The following is a 19,651-nucleotide window of genomic DNA, read 5'->3' as shown; positions in this document are numbered from 1 at the left end:
CGGATCAGAACAAAGGATATGGCATGACAGAGAAAAATGTTTATCAGGTAGCCGACTGGAAAGGCCAAAGCGGGGAGCGCTGGGTCACTTACCAGGCCCGGCTCGATGCCGTGATGGCGGTGTTCGGCCAGGCCGCGATCGAAGCCGCCGCGCCCACCACGGGCGAACGCGTGCTGGACGTCGGCTGCGGCGCGGGGGCGTCTAGTCTGGACCTGGCCGCCCGCGTCGGCGCAGGGGGCCATGTGCTAGGCGTGGACATATCCGAACCGCTGATCGGCAGAGCGCGCGCGCTAGCGCCGCAGGATACGCCGGCCCTGTTCCAGGTGGCCGACGCCAGCAGCACCGAATTGCCCCAGGGCGCGTTCGACATCCTGTTCTCGCGTTTCGGAGTGATGTTCTTTGACGATCCTACGGCGGCCTTCACTCATATGCGCCGTGCGCTCAAGCCGGGCGCGCGGGTCGCTTTCGTCTGCTGGCGCGGCATGGCCGAGAACGATTGGGTGCGCTTGCCGATGGGCGCGATGAAGGGCATCCTCCCGCCGATGACGCCGCCCGGTCCCGACGCGCCCGGCCCGTTCTCGTTTGGCGACCAGGGGCGGGTGGCGCGTATTCTAACGGTGGCTGGCTTCACCGATGTCGCTATCACGCCATTCGATGCCTCCATCCCGTTCGGCAAGGGGGAGACGCGGGACGCGGCGCTCGACGACGCGGTGAAGATGACACTCGAGGTCGGCCCGCTGGCGCGCTCTCTCGCTGATCAGCCCGACGATATCCGCGCCCGCGCCTCGGCTGCGGTTCGTGCCGTCTTCGCGGGCTGCCCCGGTGAGCGGTCGGTGATGATCGACGGCGCGGCGTGGATCGTCACCGCGCGCAATCCGGCAAGCTGACAGGGATTAACAGGGGGGAGACGTCCCGTCTCGATGGCTCGGCGTCGGCCGTGACGCGATCGACCCCGCACCACTTGCGGCCGGAACGCAGAGGAGGTAGGGCGGCGGGCTTTTGTCCCAGGTCGCACTGCCGCCATTGGTTTATATCGCGCTCATCGTCGACTACCTCTGGAACGAATTTGACCGCCCCCTCGAACGATTCAGGCCAATCCGCGCTAACCAATACAATCCAAACAAGTCAATTTCCCTTAGCGGGTATTAGTGCAGGAATGCCCACAGAGCCCCTTCCACCTTCAGAGTTCAGCTTGTCGAGAGACAAGAGGCGCTCAATCGGAGATTCCGAGGAGCGCGTTTCCTTCAACAATGTCATTTCCCTTTCAAGGATGAGCACGCGCTTCTCCAGGTTCACGAGATGATCCCCGTGCAGGTCATCTATCCCGTCGAGCGCTTGCTCCCAGAGTCGCCATTTTGCCAAAAAGCGTTTCAGCATCGTAATCTCCTGCATAGGCTCAAGTTCTGGGAAAGTCGCTAGGCGACTTGGGCGATAGGAGAAGGCACTTGCACCGCAACCTAAGGTCGGTTGCGCCAATCGACCCCGCATCCGGTCCTCGAGAGTGGCATCAAAGGTTGCGTCGAGTAGCCAGTGGCGACTTTTCGGTTGATGCTCACGCCCGTATTGCGGACCAGCACTTGAACAGCGCGCTTGCGTTCACACCTCCAAAACCGAACCCATTGGTGATCGCGTAGTTCATTGGGACCGAACGGGCCTTGTGCGCGACGATGTCTATACCGTCGCTTGCCGGATCGGGCGCGTTCAGGTTCAACGTTGGTGGCGCGATCTGGTTTCTAAGTGCCATGATCGTAAAGATGGCTTCCAGCCCGCCAGCCGCACCGAGAAGGTGGCCGGTCGCGGACTTCGTGCCGCTCACCGCCAGACCGGACCCTTTCCCGAACACCGTCTTGATCGCCTCGATTTCCCCGCGGTCACCAACAGGGGTCGAGGTCGCATGCGCATTTAGGTGCTGGATCTCTTTCGGGGTGATGCCCGCCTGTCTGATCGCAATCTGCATCGCTCTTGCGGCGCCTGACCCGTCCTCGGGACCCGAGGTGATGTGGTGGGCGTCGGCCGTAGTGCCGTAACCGACTAGCTCGGCTAACGGCTGGGCGCCGCGCGCAAGCGCATGGCTCAAGGATTCGATCACCAGCATGCCGGCGCCTTCGCCCATGACGAAGCCGTCACGCAACATGTCGAATGGTCGTGACGCCAGCTCGGGTGTGTCGTTAAACCCCGATGACAGCGAACGCGCTGCGGCAAAGCCGCCAAGGCTTACAGTGTTCATGCAGGCTTCCGTGCCACCGCAGATCGCGATATCGGCCTCGTTTCCACAGATGAGCCGCGCGGCGTCGCCGATGGCTTGTACACCTGCCGCGCATGCCGTCACCGGCGCCCCGAGCGGACCTTTGAACCCATGTCGGATCGACACCTGACCCGCTGCCAGATTGACAAGGAACGAGGGGATAGTGAACGGCGACAGGCGCCGCGGCCCCTTTTGGTCTACGGTCCTGACCGCGTCGGTTATGGCCGGAAAGCCACCGATCCCCGACGCGATGATCGTTGCGGTCCTCAGGCGGTCTTCTTCCGAGGTGGGCTTCCAGCGCGCTTGCGCCAGCGCCTCTTCGGCCGCCGCGAGTGCGAACAGAATGAAACGATCAATCTTGCGCTGATCCTTCGGCGGGAGGACCTTGTCGGGGTTGAACCCCGCGTCGGCGTCCTCATCCATCGAAGGAACGACACCGCCCACCTTGGCAGGAAGATCGCTGACGATGTCGTCCGGCAGACGGCGAATGCCCGACTTGCCAGCCAGAAGCCTGCTCCAGGAAGTGGTTACATTGGCACCGAGCGGGCTAACCGCTCCCATGCCTGTGACGACGATACGGCGCATGACGACTCCAAGATGTACTGCATGGTATTGCGGGATCAGGACGGGCGTCGTCCTAATCGTCGCTGAGCGGGGCGAGGCGCTTGACCTCGTTTGCGGCCGCTTGGAGCAAGCGGTTCGACAGATTCTCGTCGGTCACGATCCGGGAGAGCGTGACGGCGCCGACCATCAGCGACAGGACGACCATGGCCTTTTCGTCCGGATGGGGTTCGCCTTGCTCCGGCATCAGTTCCTCCAAAACCTGGAGGTGGGCTTTTATGCCATCCTGGAAGGGTGTCCGGATTTCCGGACTCTGACGAGCCGCGTCCGCCCCGAGCGCCACGAGTGGGCATCCGTCCGCGGTTTCGCCGCGATGACCGGCCGAAAGATAGAGATCGATGACGGCTCGAAGTGGATCGGAGCTCGAGGCTGCGACGGATGACCATCTGCGCGTCGCGCTCTCCATGGCCCGTCTTGACGCAAGCGCGGCCAAATCCTCTTTGGACTCGAACTGCTTGTAGAAGCCGCCCTGGGTCAGACCGGCACCTTTCATCAGATCCTTGAGACCAATCCCGTCAAAGCCGTGCTCGCGAAAGAGCCTGCTGGCAGCGTTGATCACCGCCTCCCGGTTGGCTTCGGCTTGGGCACGAGTGACTCTCATGATGACCTCCTTTTAGATTTCATTTGACATCTATATGCGATTTAGAGTTAGAATGCAATCTATTCAGAACGCGTCGACCGTCAAGAAGGGTCACCACATGAAAACGAAGTTTATTCTCTCTTCGGCGGCTGTCCTCGTCGGAGTGGGGGTTGCGACCGCAGCTTTTGTCTTTTGGCCCAATGAGAAGGTCGCGATAGCTGCGGATCCTCGGACCTCTGTCCCCTTTGTCAGCGTCATTAAAGCGAGAACGCCGGACGCCGTGGCACGTAGCTTTACCGGAACCATAGCCGCACGTGTGCAGAGCGATCTCGGCTTCCGCGTTCCGGGAAAAATCATTGAACGGCTGGTGGAGCTCGGAAACGAAGTGCGGGCCGGGCAACCGCTGATGCGGATCGATGAAACAGATCTTCGTCTGGCCGTCGCCGCCAAACGCAACGCGGTTGTGGCCGCCAAAGCAACCTTTATTCAAGCGCAGGCCGACGAGAGGCGCTACGCGGAGCTCGTCAAGAATGGCCTGGCGGCGTCTCCGCAGAGGTACGAACAGTCCAAGACTGCTCTCGATACCGCGACAGCGCAGCTTGCCGCGGCAGAAGCTGAAGCGAAAGTTGCAGAAAACGAGGCGACATACACGCTCCTTGTGGCAGACGCCGACGGCACTATCGTCGAGACACTTGGCGAACCCGGCCAGGTCGTATCAGCCGGTCAGCCAGTCGTCAGGCTTGCCAAGGCGGGCGCGCGTGAAGCGCTGGTCTGGATGCCGGAAAATATCAGGCCTCAGATCGGTGCCCTTGCCCGCGCCACCGTTTATGGCCGCGACGCGGAAGAAGGGGCGGTCCTGCGGCAGATGTCTGCTGCTGCGGATCCTCAAACCCGCACCTACGAAACGCGCTGGGTATTACAGGGAGCAGCCGCAACTGCGCCGTTGGGTGCAACGGTGACGCTTAGAATACCGAACAAGGACGCTCAGCTTCATGCCGAGGTGCCTGTCGGCGCCGTCCTGGACGATGGCACCCGGACTGGCGTCTGGGTGGTCGATGCGCAAGCGTCGAGCGTTCACTTTCGTGAAGTAAAGGTCGAACGGCTCGGCGAAGAAAACGCGATCGTGACGAACCTAAATGCCGGCGAGGCGGTAGTCGCGCTCGGCGCGCATCTTCTGACCGACGGCGCGACCATCCGCACCAGCGTCGAAAAAGCAGAGGCGGCGAACTGATGAACTTCAATCTTTCCGCGCTCGCCGTTCGTGAGCGGGCGGTCACCCTGTTCTTCATCGTCTTGCTGGCTGCAGCGGGTGTCTACGCCTTCGTCAAGCTGGGACGCGCGGAAGATCCATCGTTCACGATCAAGACGATGACCGTCACGGCCGTCTGGCCGGGCGCGACCGCCCGTGAGATGCAAGACCTCGTCGCTGAACCGCTTGAAAAGCGTATTCAGGAACTCACCTGGTATGATCGGGTGGAAACGACAACCCGCCCCGGTTACGCATTTTTGACGGTCACCCTCAAGGACAGCACGCCGGCGAGTGCTGTTGAAGAGGAGTTTTATCAGGCCCGCAAGAAACTCGGCGATGAGGCGAGAAACCTGCCACCCGGTGTGTTCGGGCCCTTCGTCAACGATGAATATTCGGACGTAAGCTTTGCCCTTTATGCGTTGAAAGCCCAAGGCATGCCGATGCGGGACCTCGTGCGCCAGGCGGAAGGTATCCGGCAGGATCTCCTGCATGTGCCAGGCGTCAAGAAGATCAACATTTTGGGGGAACGGCCCGAGCAGATTTTCGTCGAATTCTCGTTCGCCAAGCTCGCCACGCTCGGTATCTCGGCGCAGGACATCGCAGCCGCCCTTCAAAATCAGAACAGGGTCACGCCAGCCGGCTCTATCGACACGCGCGGGCCGCAGGTCTTCATCCGTTTCGATGGCGCCTACAACAACATACAAGCGATCGCCGATACCCCGATTGTCGCGGGCGGCCGCACGCTGAAGCTTTCCGACTTCGCTCACATTCGCCGTGGCTACGAGGATCCTGCGACGTACAGCATCCGCCATGAGGGCGAGCCTGCCATCATGCTCGGCGTCGTCATGCAGTCGGGCTGGAACGGCCTGGAGCTTGGCAAGGCGCTCGAGGAAAGATCAGCGGCGATTGCCCAGACCCTCCCACTCGGCATGACATTGGCGAAGGTCAGCGATCAGGCGGTCAACATTCAAGAAGCCGTCGGCGAGTTCATGCTCAAATTCGCCATGGCACTTGGTGTCGTCCTGTTCGTCAGCCTCGTCAGCCTTGGCTGGCGGGTCGGCATCGTTGTTGCCTTGGCCGTGCCACTAACACTGGCCGTCGTCTTTCTGATTATGTTGGAGACGGGCCGCTTTTTCGACCGCATCACGCTCGGTGCGTTGATCCTGGCGCTCGGGCTCCTTGTCGATGATGCCATCATCGCCATCGAAGTGATGGTCGTGAAAATGGAAGAAGGCATGGACCGTATCAAGGCGGCGGCCTATGCCTGGAGCCATACGGCGGCCCCCATGCTGTCGGGTACGCTCGTGACAATCATCGGCCTGATGCCGGTCGGCTTTGCCAGATCCACGGCCGGTGAGTATGCCGGCAATATCTTCTGGGTGGTCGGCTTTGCTCTGATCGTATCCTGGATTGTCGCGGTGTTTTTTACGCCCTATCTCGGTGTGAAGATGCTCCCCAACATCAAGCCGGTCGGCGGTGGTCACGCGGCCATTTACGGCACACCGAACTATCAGCGCCTGCGCGCAGTCATCGAGTTTGCGGCGCGTCACAAGTTCATGACATGCGCCGTCGTCCTCGTCGCCATGGGTGTTTCCGTTGTGGGCATGGGCGCGGTGAAGCAGCAGTTCTTCCCGACGTCGGACCGTCCCGAAGTCCTGGTCGAGGTTCGACTGCCCGAAGGGACAAGCATCGAAACGACCACCGCCACGGTCGCAAAACTCGAGCGTTGGCTGCAGGAGCAACCCGAGTCGAAGATCGTTACCAGCTATATCGGCCAGGGCGCGCCGCGCTTCTTCTTTGCCATGGCGCCTGAACTGCCGGATCCGGCATTTGCCAAGATCGTGGCGCTCACCCCCGATGCCGAGGGGCGCGAAGCGCTCAAGCATCGGATGCGCACCGCCATCGCCGAAGGCCTCGCTCCGGAAGCATCCGTGCGCGTCACACAGCTCGTGTTTGGACCCTATACCCCGTTTCCGGTTGAGTTCCGGATCATGGGGCCTGATCCCCAGAAGCTCTATCAGATCTCGGAGGAAGCGCTTGCCATCATGAAAACCGTGCCGGACGTTCGTCAGGCAAACCGCGACTGGGGCAGCCGCACCCCCGTGCTCCGGTTCATTCCGGACCAGGAACGCCTCAACCTCATCGGGCTTTCCCCGGCTGAAGCCGCGCAGCAGATGCAGTTGCTGCTGACCGGGGCTCCCATCACCCAGGTCCGCGAGAACATCCGCAATGTCCCGGTGGTTGCCCGCAGCGCTGGCGAAAACCGGCTCGATCCCTCGAGACTGGCGGACTTCTCGTTGATCAGCAGGGATGGCCGGCCGATTCCGCTCGATCAGATCGGCCACTCTGAAATCCGCTTCGAGGAACCGCTCATGAAGCGCCGTGACCGCACGCCGGTCATCACCATCCGGTCGGATATCAATGAGGCGACGCAGCCGCCGGAAGTCTCCCAGGAGGTGATGATGGCCCTGCAGCCCCTGATCGCCTCGCTGCCGGTCGGATATCGCATCGAGATGGGTGGCAATATCGAGGAATCGCTCAAGGCAAACGTCGCGCTTGTTCAGATCTTCCCGGTGATGATTGCGGCGATGCTGATCGTTATTGTCCTCCAGGTTCGCAGCCTGTCGACGATGACCATGGTCATGCTGACGGCGCCGCTCGGTCTTGCTGGCGTGGTGCCGACATTGCTCCTCTTCAACCAGCCCTTCGGCTTCAACGCCATTCTCGGGCTGATTGGGCTGGCGGGCATTCTTATGCGAAACACCCTCATCCTGACCGAGCAGATCAAGGAAAACCAGGCTGCCGGCCTGGACGACTACCACGCGGTCATCGAAGCGACCGTGCAGAGGACGAGGCCCGTCATCCTGACGGCGCTAGCAGCGGTTCTCGCCTTCATCCCGCTCACTCATTCGGTCTTCTGGGGATCGATGGCCTATACGCTCATTGGCGGTACGGCCGTCGGCACGGTGATGATCCTGCTGTTCCTACCGGCGCTTTATGCGGCCTGGTTCCGGATCAAGCCGACGGAGCAGCAGACGCATGAGCATGCAGGGGAGAAGGCTCCGCAATTGCAGCTCGCGAACGCCGCGGAGTGACCACATGTTCAAATTGTGTGTAGCCCTATCCCAAAGTGCTGCGAAGGAGAACGTCGACGGTCCAGCATCGAGGATCCCTAATCTTCGGCCGGCGTCGCCTCGACCCGGACCCGGGACCCAGGAGTTCAGCGGCCATTCTTCCTCAGCTTCGGATGGCGGGGCTTCTTTTCCCCCTGATAGTTTGCGCGCGAACCTCAGGTCAAAAGCCGACGACGCGCTGGTCGGGGTGGCGGGATGCGCGGAGCCGCACGCGGCGCGGTTACGGTATTAGTCGGACAAAATAGAAAATAGGAGGCAGCTGTGCCCGAACAGAAAGTAGTCGTAATAGCCTGGGTGTGCGGCAGGCTTCGACAGCTCCCACGACGCGACGTTCGCCGCGGCCAAGGTGACCGGGCGTTCTCTCGTTTGTAGGACGCCCCATGCCGCCGAAGGATGTCGGCGACTTCGAAGGCAGAGCGCACCCGACTATTCGTCCGGCGGCGTCACCTCCAGGCGCGTCGTCGTAGAGCAGATGGTGACGCGTTTGGAAAGACCGGTCGCTGCAACGGCTGACCGGCAAGCGGCGTTCAACACTGTCGCCTCGATAGGTTTGCCGGGATCACGTCCCGGAAACAGGAACGATTCTGGACGCGCCAGACGCCAATAGCTGCGCAGAATTCCCAGCAACTCGACAGACAGCATGACATAGCGGGCTTTGCTGCCTTTGCCATGACGGACATGGATCACCATCCTGGAGCTGTCGATATCCTCCACCTTCAACCCACAGACTTCCGCGACCCGCAAACCCGCCGCATAGGCGCAGGTCAGCGCCACCCGCGCCTTCAGGCTGGAAACCGCCTCGAGGAATTGAACGACCTCATCCGCCGACAGAACAACTGGGAGTGTGCGCGGCTTGCGCGCATACGGGATCCGCTCGGGCACATCATTCTGGCCCAGCGTGATGCCGTAGAAAAACCTGAGAGCGCAGACGATCTGGTTCAGCAATGCCCAGGATATCCCTGTCGAGACCAGATGAACCTGGAAGGCGGGAAACATCCTCAAGCTCAAGCCGATCCGGTGACCGACCGAAATAGCGGCTGAACTTCTGAACGGCGTTGATGTAGGATCGCTGGGTTGCCGGAGACAGATTGCGGACCGTCATGTCCTCGATCATCCGGCGGCGAAGAGGGCTAAGCTCAGCCATCTGGACCTCCTGTCTGAAGGGTGGGTTGCAACACCACCATCCCATCAGTCAGGAGGCTCCGGTCAAAGTCGGCCCCATTCGCCGCGATAGCGGCTTAGTTCAATCCACTTTGTCAACAGGACCTCCTAGAATCTTAAGGCAAGCCCGAGAATTGGACCCTGCTGGACTGCATCAAACACGAATCCATCGTCTCTATAGTTGACGCCGAGCGCCCTGTAGCCGGCAATCGCCATCGTTGAATTCGTAGCCGACGCCCAGGGCAATGTCCCAGTCGATGTCAGCCCCACCACCGCCGACCAGTCCCCATCCCGTCAGGTAGACTTCCGGGGTGAGGGAATACTTGCCGCGCAAGCCGACTATGCCGTCAACCCAGGTCGCGCCATCGCTCCTTTCAATGCCGCCAAGGAGGCCGCCATTGAAGCGGATCGTTGTGTCCACCGACCAGACCCTTATGCCGCCAACGACGTCCAGATGTCCCTGCGGCGTATCGATGACGGCGTATCCGGCGCCCAATAGTCCCGAGAAGGTCTCAGAGGTCACATCGACGCTGGTCGCCAAGATGCCGCCGGGCGTATCGCCATCGGCTCCAAGCTTCGTGTAGAAGATGTCGCCGATGACGCTGAAGCGACCATTCCGTGCCTCTCCCGCCGCCATGAAGGCGAAGTCGAGATTTCCGAGAATGTCATCGAAGTTGGCGTCCATGTTCACGGTCGGGAGGCCGAATTGCGAGGTTTCACCCGACAGCCCTGCCATCCAAAAATAGGGTGCGACCGAGAACGACCATCCGCCCTGGCTTTCGACCGTCTGCTGATCCTGGGTGAGCAGAGGAGAAACGTCGGCGGCAAGGGCACTGCCGCCAATCAGCGCCGCGATTGCTGCCGACAGGCCGAGTTTGATGTAGCTGTTCATTGGCTGCCCCTTCAGTTTCGGTGCGCGCGACACGCCGGATCACGGTCCACGCTCTGTTTAAACCCGCACTCGATCGCGATCTTCTGCTTGCTGCCCGACTGGCCCGCTAACCCGCTGACGTGGTTGGAATAGTTGTCGCGGGTCGCTTGATCGACAACCGCGACTGGCGCGGCGAGAATCAGGCCCGCAGCGCTGCCGGCTGCCACCGCAACTCCTGTCGTCCCGGCTATGAGGTGATCGCCAAGACCCATCTTGCTGTCCGTCAGCGTCTGGCCTTCGGAAATCCGGGCACCGATCAGTTGAACCACTTGAGGCGATTCTGCGAACTTGCCGTGATGCATGCTGTCCCCGGCCTTCACCTTGGTCAGATCGATGACAGTAATGTCGTTGTCCGCCAGCTCCTGCTTGTAAGGGGCCTGCTCCGGATCAATCGAACCCAGACGAGGAATGTCGCCCCAGACCCGACGCGAAAAGGCCAGCGCCCGGTCGTCCTGCGACACGAAGAGGGTGAACTGCGGGTGCTTGTCGCCCATGTCCTCGATCTGCGAACGGAACACGTCGACGTCGACGTCGGGAGCTGCGAGCATCACGTTCTTGAACTTTGCCGGCAGGCGATCGTTGCGGATGGCCATCTGGCGAAGCGCTTCCAGCGTCAGCCAGTTACCCATCGAATGAGCAAGGATCGACACTTCTTTCACCTCCTTGTCCGCAGCCAGATACTGGAACAGCGATTCCAGCGCATTGCGGGTGTAGTTGGTGCTTTCGCGATCGTAGCCATAGGCCAGCAGGCTACCCCGCGACGGCCATGTCACCAGGACGGGCGCGCTTTTGACCCCGGAATCATGGACGATCTGCGCAAAACGGTAGACGGAGTCCTCGAAGCGATTGTTGAACCCGTGGATGAACACGAGCACGCTGCGGTCTGGGCTCTTCCTGACCGAGGCATTCAGCCACGTCTTGGCTTCGTCCTTCGTCAACTCGTCTGCTTTCAGGGTTGCAAAGTCGGTGACCGGATTGGGGGGAAGCTTCTTCGGCCACGCCACGTCGCCTACCTTGCGAACAGGAGGGATGGATACGGTGATGTCCGCAAACGTTGGAGCTCGCGCCCGTTCACCCGTGAACATTTCGCCCGGCGTTTCCGAGCGGCCACGTGTGGTCGTAATCAGCATATCCACTCGGCTTGCATCGGCTGACGTCTCGGCGACGGGCGTCAGCACTCCCTTGGGATGGCCGCCGCATCCGGAAATTATGACCAGTGGCAGGCAAAGGATTAGCCGCTGCAGGCGGCCTGTTGAAGCGGCACGTGCATCGCCGATATCTGAATTGGTCAAAACGCCCCCAAATTTCCTCTGATATCGCTCTAGCAATAATAGACGCCGACGGCGCAGCGCCGCACGGTTCTGCGCGCAACGCCCGCGACGCTCACAGGTGTCAACGGGCGACCGACGCGAGCCTCAGCGGGCTTCGCAACGCTGTAGATCCCCAGGATCGATATCTGCTCCGCGGCATCAATCGCCGGAAGCAGCAGCGCCGCAAGAAACAGAATTGCTTTCAGTTTCCCTAGCATGGTCATTTTCCGTCTCCCATGGTCAAGTGATCGGGCAGTTCGTCGATGTTGGCAAGATCCTTTATGTCGACTCTTTTGGCGCCCGTCGCGTTCGCGAAGCTGTAGTCTTGTGCCGCGACGTCGACACTGGTCTTCCAATCAGAAATCTGAATGCTGTATTGTGGAGCCTCGTCGATCTGGCTGGCTGTGATCACGTAGCGGCAGGGACGGGGGGTGTCCCCCTGCGCAATCCAGATCTGCCAATCGACGTCTTTCGCTCGGAAGGCGAGGTGGTCGCATTCGACACCGCCGATCACGCCGCTGCCGAGGTCCTTCACGTCAGTCACACCCTCTAGCAGACTGTCATAGGCGTCGGGCAGCAGCAGGTCCGCTCCCGGCACTGGCTTTCGAAGTTTTTCGCGCATCTCGTCGACAAGATTTTCGACTGTGCCGGGAACTTCGACTTGGGTGTAGAGGTTGGTGTCCTTGCCGAAGATCGTCACGGTCTTGCCGTCGAAGACCATTTCGACATTGGCAAAGCCGCCTGACCGCGTGGCGCGCAGTTTGTCCGGCCGCCCCAATTCGATCTTGCCGGAACTCGCCAGCAGCAGTTTCTGATGTTCTCCTGTGACGACTTCCAGGTTTGAGTCGTAGGTGAACGAGATCGCCTTTTGCGAAGCGAGATAGTCTGACATCGCTTTGAGGAGGTTCTTGGCCTCGGCTTCCCCCGCCATAGCTCCTGGTGGCGCCATTAGCCCCAAAGCGAGAGCGAGCTTGGCTGCTAAGAGAGTCGTGTCTTTGCTGTTCATTGGCCTAGTCTCTGGCTTGCATGGTCGGACTCGGTCGCCGTGGCGGCCTGCACCGCAAACTGTAAGTGCCGCGGACGCCGAACACCCGTAACCTCTTGTAGGTTCTATGCGGCCCAAGCCGTAGCATCTGCTTATTGCGAAGGCGCTTGGGGCGATGGTGCGGAGGCCAATAGCTTCGCTTCCACTTCTTCTGCGCTCGGCACAGGGAGTCCCGCTTTGCGAAGCGACGCGATCATGCGGACGTTGTCTTCCGGCTTGATGTTACGCTTTCTGTGTTCTTCGATGACATTCGAAATATAATCTGGACGCATCTTCACGAAGATCTCTCCTTCGCGCCTCGCATCATCCAAAAACCCAGCCTCGGCGTATATGGCGGCTGCCACGAGGTGAAACATCGGAAACTTTTGTAGATCCGTCTCGCGGATGAGGCTCACAGCTTTATCGTGATCGTTCAGCATGTAGGCCGCGAGCGCCCTGGCCCCGGGGTAATAGCTTGCGCCACCCGGATTGAGCGAAAGCGCCTGGTCAAGAAAGTCTGCGCCGCGCTGCCACTGGCCACAGATTGCAAGGCGCGTTCCAAACTCTCCCAGAAGTTCGGTGTCGTTTGGGTTCATTGCCAGGGCCTGCTCGCCAACTTGGAGCGCCTCGGTAAGTTGTTGGTTGAAGTACAGTGCGATCATCAAAGATTGAAGAGCACGGGTGTTTCCCGGTTCCAATTTGATCGCCCGCCGAGCAGAGCGCAATGCCCGCTCAAGCGGCGTCGATTGACCGGGCCTGAGGTTGAAACGAAAGCGGTCCTCATCGAGGTACACGATGGATGACATTGCCCATCCGGTCGCATAGGTCGGATAACGGGCCACCGAGCTTTCAAGACAGTCTCGGGCGGCCAGGTGGGTCTCTGGGCTCAGTTCCGCACGATAGGCGTAGAAGCGAAGCGTGCAGTCGTAGACGTCGAGATCGTCGGGAGGAGCGCTGGCGGTCTGGGCTTGCGCGATGATGCCGTAAGGTTGAGCAACAGTGGTCGCAACTTTGCTCGCGACGTCGGATTGGATAGCAAAAAGTTCGCGGCTGGTCAGGTCGTCGTCGTAGTTCTGCGACCAGAGGATTGCTCCGTCAGATGTGTCTAACAGGCGAGCCGTCACCCGCACCTTGGAGCCGGTTACCCGGACGCCGCCCGCCAGCAAATAACGAGCGCCCAACTCGCCACGGATTTCAGAAGCCCCAACCTCTGGGGAAAGCGACTTCGAGGTCTCGCGACCGAAGACCTTGATTTCCTTGAACCGTGGGAGATCGGTGAGCAGCTCCTCAGTCAGTCCGGCCGTATAGAGCTGCGTCTGGGGATCGCCCCCGAGATTTGCGAAGGGTGCGATCACCAGCGTCGGCTCGTCGGGGGCTTTGGCGCCGCCGGCCCGCTTTGCCGCCTTGATCACATGGTCGCCAGCCCACAACGTGAGCGTGGCCAAGCCTGCAACGCCGAAAAGGAAGGCAACAAGCGCGGTCCGCCGAATCCGTGACGGAGATCGGTCTGCCTGTTCGTCATGCTCGCGAACGGTCTCTATCTCGGGGCGCGTTGATGCCGTGCCATTCCAGGCGAACGAAGGCGCATAATGCCCTTTCGGAATATCTATTCTGATGGGGTCTTGCAGGCCGGCGACGAGATAATAGCGCTCGAGCGTGTGCCTCAATCGCCCGGCCTCGATGCGAACGACAGGGTCATCTTGAGTGAAGTCTTCGTTGCGTTTGAACACCTCGATCGCGATCGTGTATCCCTTCAGGCGGTGCGCGCGCCCCGCTAGCAGGCTGTTGAAAAAAGGATCTGGCCTGAAGGCTTTAGCCGTGATTCATTGGCTTCGTGAGTTTCGGGGTTGATGGATGCGCGGCGGCGATGTGAGGACGAGTGAACTCTTCAGCTATGTCGATCTGGAGGATCGAGTTCGTCGTGATCATCCGCTGCGGGCAATCCGGCAGATCGTGAACGACGCTCTGGTTTTCTTGGAACGGGAGTTTGCAGCGCTCTATTCGCCGATCGGGCGGCCATCGATTGCGCCTGAGAAGCTTCTGCGCGCCATGCTTTTGCAAGCCTTCTATTCGATCCGCTCGGAGCGGCTTTTGATGGAGCGGCTGGAATACGACCTTCTGTTCCGCTGGTTCGTCGGCATTGGCATTGACGATCCAGCTTGGGACCATTCGGTGTTTTCGAAGAACCGCGACCGGTTGCTGGAAGGCGACATCGCCGCGAAGTTCCTCGGTGCGATCCTTTCGCAGCCCAAAGTAAAGCGGCTGCTGTCAACGGACCACTTCTCTGTCGATGGCACGCTGATCGAAGCCTGGGCGTCGATGAAGAGCTTCAAGCCGAAGGACGGCCCAAAGGGCGATCATGGCGAACCACCTTCGGATGCGGGCGGTCGGAATAAGGAAGCAGACTTTCATGGCGAAAGGCGTTCCAACGAGACGCATGCTTCAACGACCGACCCAGACGCAAGACTTTATAAGAAGGGCAAAGGCAAGGAGGCCAAGCTGTGCTTCATGGGGCATGGGCTGATGGAGAATCGCCACGGCCTGCTGGTCGATGCCTATCTGACAGAGGCCAGCGGATATGCTGAACGGGTAGCGGCGCTGCACATGATCGAACCTTTCGCCGACCGGCCACAAGCGATCACGCTGGGTGCCGACAAGGCCTATGACACAAAGGACTTCGTCCAAGATTTGCGTTGGATGAAGGTGACGCCGCATGTGGCGCAGAATGTTAATGGTCGCCGCTCGGCCATTGATGAACGCACGACGCGCCATTCCGGCTATGGAGTCAGCTTGCGCATCCGCAAGCGCATCGAGGAGGCGTTCGGCTGGATCAAGACCGTCGCGGGGCAGGACAAGACGAAGTTCCGTGGCCGCGACCGCGTCGGATGGGCCTTCACCTTCGCGGCCGCCGCTTACAATCTGGTACGGCTACCGAAGCTGATAGCGATGCTGTCATGAGCGCGGCCAGAAACTGCCGCCTGATCGGCCGCTGGCGGATTGTCGAGGCCGATCTGTGGGGTCGGGATTATCTCGACCTGGTCGAGCCCGCCACAATCACCATCAGGGCCAACGGTCATGGCGAAATCGCCTTCGGTGCGATGCAAGCGGGCCTCGAACTCGGCTACAGCACGTCCATGGTCTCCTTCACATGGGCAGGATGCGACGAAATGGACGAAGTCTCAGGTGACGGTCATGCCGAATTGCTCGACAGCGGCTCGATCGAGATCACTTTCGCTTATCACAACGGCGACGAGGCCATTCTAAAGGCCAAACGGGAGACTTCTTCTGCTAGGGCTTCCTCGACGACATAAGCGAGAAAAGCCGCACCGCGGCCCGTGCGTGGAAACTCCGGACTGGAAACGATGCGCGTGAGCTGGACCCGAATCTCCGCCGGGCTTGGCAGTGACCCTGTCGCGTCCGCGCACCCGTGTGCCACAGAGGTGTCCATCAAGTGCTCCCCACCAGGCCCGCTAACTCGCGACAATCACAGATTTAGTTAGCGTCACTTGGTGTAACCTACGCCGCGAACAGCGGCTCGTCTAGGTCATCGCGGCGACGTAATCCCGCGTGCGCTACCGACGCAGATGGTTGTCGAGTGAGGTTGTCATCGGCGGTGTGGGTCCAGGCAACGTCAGACGCGACCATCGGGAGACAACTGTGGTTTCAGGGAGGAATACTGGCTTTCACATCCGCGGCCAGGTCTGAGATTCGCAGACGACCTTCAGAACACACCCCTTCATTTTCAAGGCATTGCCCGAAATAGCAAGAGAGCCGTCATAGGTTTTGTTTGCATCGGGATCCGTTATCTTCCCTGCATATTCGCCGTCCCTGCCGTGGAAGGTGCCGATCTGCTTGCCTGCGTGCTTGCCAGATTTCAAAGTGATGCAATAGCCTCCTCCGCAAGAGGCGATGGCGGCGGTGTCGCCCAACTCTGTCTTCCAGTTGCCAACGATCGGATCGTCTGCGTGGGCGTTATTTGCAACCAGGGTGAGTATCGCGGCTATGGTGAAGATACGCATCATGTTTTCCTATGAACGGGAAGTTCTGCTGCTCTGAACCTACACCGCGCTTGCCGCCTCCTGCCCGTAACATCTGGTAGGCGCTGTAGGTGAAACTATGTTCATCGTCTGAACGGTGTAGGGCAAGCGGCTTTCCGCTACACTGGAACTGTAACATACGGTGCCTATGCGAGAGTATTGGTGCATCATGTGAACCCAACGAAAGTTCGTTTGTCAGGCCGCTCCGATCCGGCACTGGCGTTGGGGGCCACTCATGGGTTGCGACGTCTCTCTCGTGAAACGATGTTTCGCTGACCGGACCAGCCTGATCGATGAACTTGCTGCCCGCGACGAAAGTTTCCGCGACTTGTGCGATGACTTCGCCACCGCGGATCGTCTCCGACTGTCGTTCAACAAGGCTGCGGTCCCCAACGGGGACGAGCGCCTTGCCGAATATGTGGAACTCGTGAACTGCCTCAGGGACGAGATAGCGACGGTCCTCGACAACGCTGTCATTGTGCCGTTTCCTCGCCAGAAGAAAGGAGGAGGCGGCCGTGGTAGGGGTGTTGGATACTGTAAGATACTTTCCTTTCGCCAAATCCCATAGAGCATCTCGACTTGGCCAACGCCTTGGCCATCGGCCCGGGACGGCCGAGCTCAACAGTGTTTTTGATCGGACTGGCAATGACCAACAGACATGTAGTTTTTGCGGCGATCCTGACTATCGCAGCGTTCACTTCCTGTTAGTACCTCGCCACCAGGCCAATGAACTGGACAATTGCGTCCAGGGTTCCAAAGCTGCCCTACAGCTCGGGTCGTTTCGACAACTGATCGAATAAGAAAGGGATAAGAACATGCTGACGAAGAGAGATCTGCTTCGATCCACGGCGGCGATCGCCGCCGGCGCCGCGATTGCGAGGCCAAGCCTCCTAATGGCGCAGAGCACCCCCGGTATCATCGAGGCCAAGGACATCGCCGAGGCAGGTTTCATCTACGGCCTGCCGCTCGTGATGAACTATGCCATCATGTACGAGTACGCGGTGGATCGCAATTCGGGGCAGTTCAAGGCGCCGTTCAATGAGATCAAGAATGAGCCTAACGTCTTCACCTACAAAGATACGGCAATCGTCACGCCCAACAGCGACACGCCCTATTCCTTCGCCTGGCTGGATTTGCGGGCGGAACCGGTGGTGCTCTCGGTGCCAGCGATCGACCCGAAGCGCTACTACTCGGTCATGCTCTGCGACGGCAATACCTACAATTACGGCTATATCGGCACCCGAGCCACAGGGAGCGAGGCCGGCGACTACATGGTCGTGGGGCCCGACTGGACGGGTGACACCCCGGCGGGCATCAAGCAGGTGTTTCGTTCGAGCACACAGTTTTCTCTTGCGGGTTATCGCACCCAGCTTTTCGGCCCGGATGATCTCGACAACGTCAAGCAGGTGCAGGCCGGCTACAAGGTGCAGATGCTCTCTGCCTATCTGAAGCAGACGCCGCCGCCGGCGGCGCTAGCTATCGACTTCCCAAAGATCGACAAGGAACTGGTGAAGACCAACTTCTTCGACTATCTCGACTTCGCGCTGCAATTCGCGCCGGCGCAGGAAAATGAGAAGGAGATCCGCGCCAAGCTGGCACGCATCGGCGTCGGGCCAGGCAAGACCTTCAATTTCAAGGACCTAACACTGGAGCAGAAACTAGACTTCGGCCTTGGCATGAAGGAAGGACAGCGGAAGGTCGACGAGGCCGTCGCCAATGTCGGCAAGACGATCAATGGCTGGCGGGTTAGCGGCCTTCCAGGCGACAGCGCCCACTACAATGGCGACTGGATGAAGCGTGCCGTCGCCGCTCAGGCCGGCATTTATGGGAACGACCCGGAGGAAGCGACCTATCCGTTCACGCGTGTTGACAGCGACGGCCAAACGCTCGACGGCAGCAAGCACAACTACACGCTGACGTTCCCACCTGGTCAACAGCCGCCGGTGAACGCATTCTGGTCGCTGACCATGTATGACGGCAAGTCTCAACTCCTGATCGAAAACCCGATCAACCGTTACCTCATCAACTCGCCGATGTTGTCGGCCATGACGAAGAACGACGACGGTTCGCTCACGCTCTACATCCAAAAAGACAGCCCCGGCGCAGACAAGGAGGCAAATTGGCTGCCTGCGCCCGATAACACGATCTATCTCGTGATGCGCCTGTACTGGCCGAAGACGGAAGCGCCATCCATCCTGCCGCCGGGGGAAGGGACGTGGGAGCCGCCCGGCATCGTCGTGGCGGGATAATTTCCTCGCCTCATCGATCTGGCTGGCGCCTCTCTCTTGGCCGTCGCGCTTGTACTGGCCGAAGACGGAAGCGCCGTCCATCCTGGGGGATGGCACCAAAGGCCAGCACCGTTCCGTAGCTTGCTGTGACCCTTCTATCTGCTTCTCCTCTTTGCCGCTTAAACCAAGACCCAACCACGATCAGATCTCGAAGCTCCCCGACGGGCGCCCGCGATGCGAGGTCATGCCGACTTGCACGCCACACACCAGACGGCCAGCGTGAGATGTCCCGCGATAACAGGCCAAAAGGCAATTCCGGAGATGCCGTGACGGAGCCATGCGAGTGCGAGGATTGCGACGACGGCGAGATTGTAGAGAAGCATCGCCGTGACCATTCCTTTTGCCGCCTTGCCTTCCACATCGTTTCGCGCCTGCCAGCACGCGACGGCCAAGGCGAGGACTGCCGCCCCGGCTACCCGGGCCACTGTCAGGCCAATAACGGCATCCGGTGCTGCCCCGAGCAGTACTTCGACCAAGAGTGAGGGCATCACAATCAACGACAAGCCCGTCGCGGCTTCGACCACCCCGTGATCGAAAGCAATAGCCTTTCATGCGCCCCCATAGTTCCCGGCATGTCGTCTCCTAAACGCCTCGGCACTGCGCCGTGCCACGGTTTGGGCCTCCTTGAATCTACTGGCCGAGTTTGAAGGTCAGCTTTTCGATCTTGCCGGAGAATTTGAACGGAGCGTCGTAGCGATATTCGATCATGGCTACGCCTGTGCGTGTGTCCTGCCCGACATCAAAGCTTTCGTCCTCCGGAAACGTGACCGGGATCGTGTGCTCCAGCGCGTTTGTCGCCACCTGCTTGCCGTCCACCGACAGGACGCCGGTACCGCCCTTGCCGAGGCCGGGACCATCGGACTTGAACTCGAAGACGATCTCATGCTTGCCGGGTTCCAGTTCCGGCCCTTCCCACATCGTGCGCTTGAGATCGAGAAGGTTGTAGAGAAACACCACCTTGCCGCGCCCGACGCCGAAGTCGCCTTTGCTAAGGTGCGGGTTTCGGTAATTCGCGGACATGGATTCCATTAAATCCCGGACAGCGATTTCACTAAATCCGGGACAGCATTT

At 60.2% G+C, this 19,651-nt stretch carries 15 protein-coding genes and 4 pseudogenes; 6 read left to right on the top strand and 13 right to left on the bottom strand.

The window, feature by feature from the left end; translation table 11 throughout:
- Window positions 1–23 precede the first annotated feature (23 nt).
- Complete coding sequence (locus AC070A_RS05210) at window positions 24–887, top strand: class I SAM-dependent methyltransferase (protein ID WP_112995110.1); 864 nt, start codon at window positions 24–26, stop codon at window positions 885–887.
- Window positions 888–1,125: 238 nt separating this feature from the next.
- Here AC070A_RS05210 and AC070A_RS05205 read toward each other — a convergent pair whose 3' ends face one another.
- From AC070A_RS05205 to AC070A_RS05195, 3 genes are all read right to left on the bottom strand, one after another.
- Entirely contained in the window at window positions 1,126–1,377 is a 252-nt protein-coding gene (locus AC070A_RS05205; RefSeq protein ID WP_113133940.1) for a hypothetical protein, read from the bottom strand.
- A 175-nt stretch (window positions 1,378–1,552) separates the two neighbouring features.
- On the bottom strand, window positions 1,553–2,830 hold the full coding sequence (gene fabF, locus AC070A_RS05200) for a beta-ketoacyl-ACP synthase II (protein WP_113480194.1): 1,278 nt from the start codon (window positions 2,828–2,830) through the stop codon (window positions 1,553–1,555).
- A 52-nt stretch (window positions 2,831–2,882) separates the two neighbouring features.
- A complete protein-coding gene (locus tag AC070A_RS05195; RefSeq protein ID WP_112995113.1) occupies window positions 2,883–3,467 on the bottom strand; it encodes a TetR family transcriptional regulator in 585 nt (194 codons plus the stop codon).
- A gap of 97 nt (window positions 3,468–3,564) precedes the next feature.
- On the opposite strand from AC070A_RS05195, the gene AC070A_RS05190 reads away from it, so the two are divergent.
- Window positions 3,565–4,677, top strand: coding sequence for an efflux RND transporter periplasmic adaptor subunit (locus AC070A_RS05190; protein WP_113480195.1), 1,113 nt, complete (start codon window positions 3,565–3,567; stop codon window positions 4,675–4,677).
- Window positions 4,677–7,790: an efflux RND transporter permease subunit gene (locus AC070A_RS05185; protein ID WP_492383734.1), complete on the top strand. Its 3,114-nt coding sequence runs from the start codon at window positions 4,677–4,679 to the stop codon at window positions 7,788–7,790. The genes AC070A_RS05190 and AC070A_RS05185 overlap by 1 nt, the downstream gene beginning before the upstream one ends.
- A gap of 325 nt (window positions 7,791–8,115) precedes the next feature.
- Here the strand turns inward: AC070A_RS05185 and AC070A_RS05180 are convergent.
- From AC070A_RS05180 to AC070A_RS05150, 7 genes and pseudogenes are all read right to left on the bottom strand, one after another.
- Window positions 8,116–8,251: pseudogene (locus AC070A_RS05180) on the bottom strand (IS91 family transposase); the annotation flags it as partial.
- A gap of 49 nt (window positions 8,252–8,300) precedes the next feature.
- Window positions 8,301–8,973 (bottom strand): annotated as a pseudogene (locus AC070A_RS05175) (tyrosine-type recombinase/integrase); the annotation flags it as partial.
- Between the two features lie 125 nt (window positions 8,974–9,098).
- Window positions 9,099–9,882 (bottom strand): annotated as a pseudogene (locus AC070A_RS05170) (hypothetical protein).
- A gap of 11 nt (window positions 9,883–9,893) precedes the next feature.
- Window positions 9,894–11,165 carry an alpha/beta hydrolase gene (locus tag AC070A_RS05165; protein WP_492384383.1) on the bottom strand — a complete coding sequence of 424 codons (1,272 nt, stop codon included), beginning with the start codon at window positions 11,163–11,165 and terminating at the stop codon, window positions 9,894–9,896.
- 77 nt (window positions 11,166–11,242) lie between these two features.
- Complete coding sequence (locus AC070A_RS05160; RefSeq protein WP_112995118.1) at window positions 11,243–11,455, bottom strand: hypothetical protein; 213 nt, start codon at window positions 11,453–11,455, stop codon at window positions 11,243–11,245.
- The gene (locus tag AC070A_RS05155; protein WP_112995119.1) at window positions 11,452–12,237 is read right to left on the bottom strand and encodes a DUF2092 domain-containing protein; all 786 of its coding nucleotides are present in this window, start codon (window positions 12,235–12,237) and stop codon (window positions 11,452–11,454) included. The genes AC070A_RS05160 and AC070A_RS05155 overlap by 4 nt, the downstream gene beginning before the upstream one ends.
- Window positions 12,238–12,368: 131 nt before the next feature.
- On the bottom strand, window positions 12,369–14,078 hold the full coding sequence (locus tag AC070A_RS05150; RefSeq protein WP_492384382.1) for an adenylate cyclase: 1,710 nt from the start codon (window positions 14,076–14,078) through the stop codon (window positions 12,369–12,371).
- A 31-nt stretch (window positions 14,079–14,109) separates the two neighbouring features.
- Between AC070A_RS05150 and AC070A_RS05145 the strand changes: the two genes are divergently transcribed.
- Window positions 14,110–15,213, top strand: a complete 1,104-nt coding sequence (locus AC070A_RS05145) for an IS5 family transposase (protein ID WP_494773556.1) — start codon at window positions 14,110–14,112, stop codon at window positions 15,211–15,213.
- Window positions 15,210–15,566 carry a hypothetical protein gene (locus AC070A_RS05140; protein WP_113479793.1) on the top strand — a complete coding sequence of 119 codons (357 nt, stop codon included), beginning with the start codon at window positions 15,210–15,212 and terminating at the stop codon, window positions 15,564–15,566. The genes AC070A_RS05145 and AC070A_RS05140 overlap by 4 nt, the downstream gene beginning before the upstream one ends.
- A gap of 372 nt (window positions 15,567–15,938) precedes the next feature.
- On the opposite strand, the gene AC070A_RS05135 is transcribed toward AC070A_RS05140, so the two are convergent.
- Window positions 15,939–16,277, bottom strand: coding sequence for a DUF2147 domain-containing protein (locus tag AC070A_RS05135; protein ID WP_113479791.1), 339 nt, complete (start codon window positions 16,275–16,277; stop codon window positions 15,939–15,941).
- Between the two features lie 830 nt (window positions 16,278–17,107).
- Between AC070A_RS05135 and AC070A_RS05130 the strand changes: the two genes are divergently transcribed.
- The gene (locus tag AC070A_RS05130; RefSeq protein ID WP_112995124.1) at window positions 17,108–18,541 is read left to right on the top strand and encodes a DUF1254 domain-containing protein; all 1,434 of its coding nucleotides are present in this window, start codon (window positions 17,108–17,110) and stop codon (window positions 18,539–18,541) included.
- Between the two features lie 221 nt (window positions 18,542–18,762).
- On the opposite strand, the gene AC070A_RS05125 is transcribed toward AC070A_RS05130, so the two are convergent.
- Window positions 18,763–19,104 carry a hypothetical protein gene (locus AC070A_RS05125; protein WP_492383732.1) on the bottom strand — a complete coding sequence of 114 codons (342 nt, stop codon included), beginning with the start codon at window positions 19,102–19,104 and terminating at the stop codon, window positions 18,763–18,765.
- A gap of 106 nt (window positions 19,105–19,210) precedes the next feature.
- A pseudogene (locus AC070A_RS05120) lies at window positions 19,211–19,573 on the bottom strand (arylsulfatase); the annotation flags it as partial.
- Between the last annotated feature and the right edge of the window lie 78 nt (window positions 19,574–19,651).

This window comes from Ensifer sp. GW101-20A05, assembly GCF_059424735.1.
Note: the sequence above shows the minus strand (reverse complement) of the source record. Positions and strands in the feature narration are given on the sequence as shown.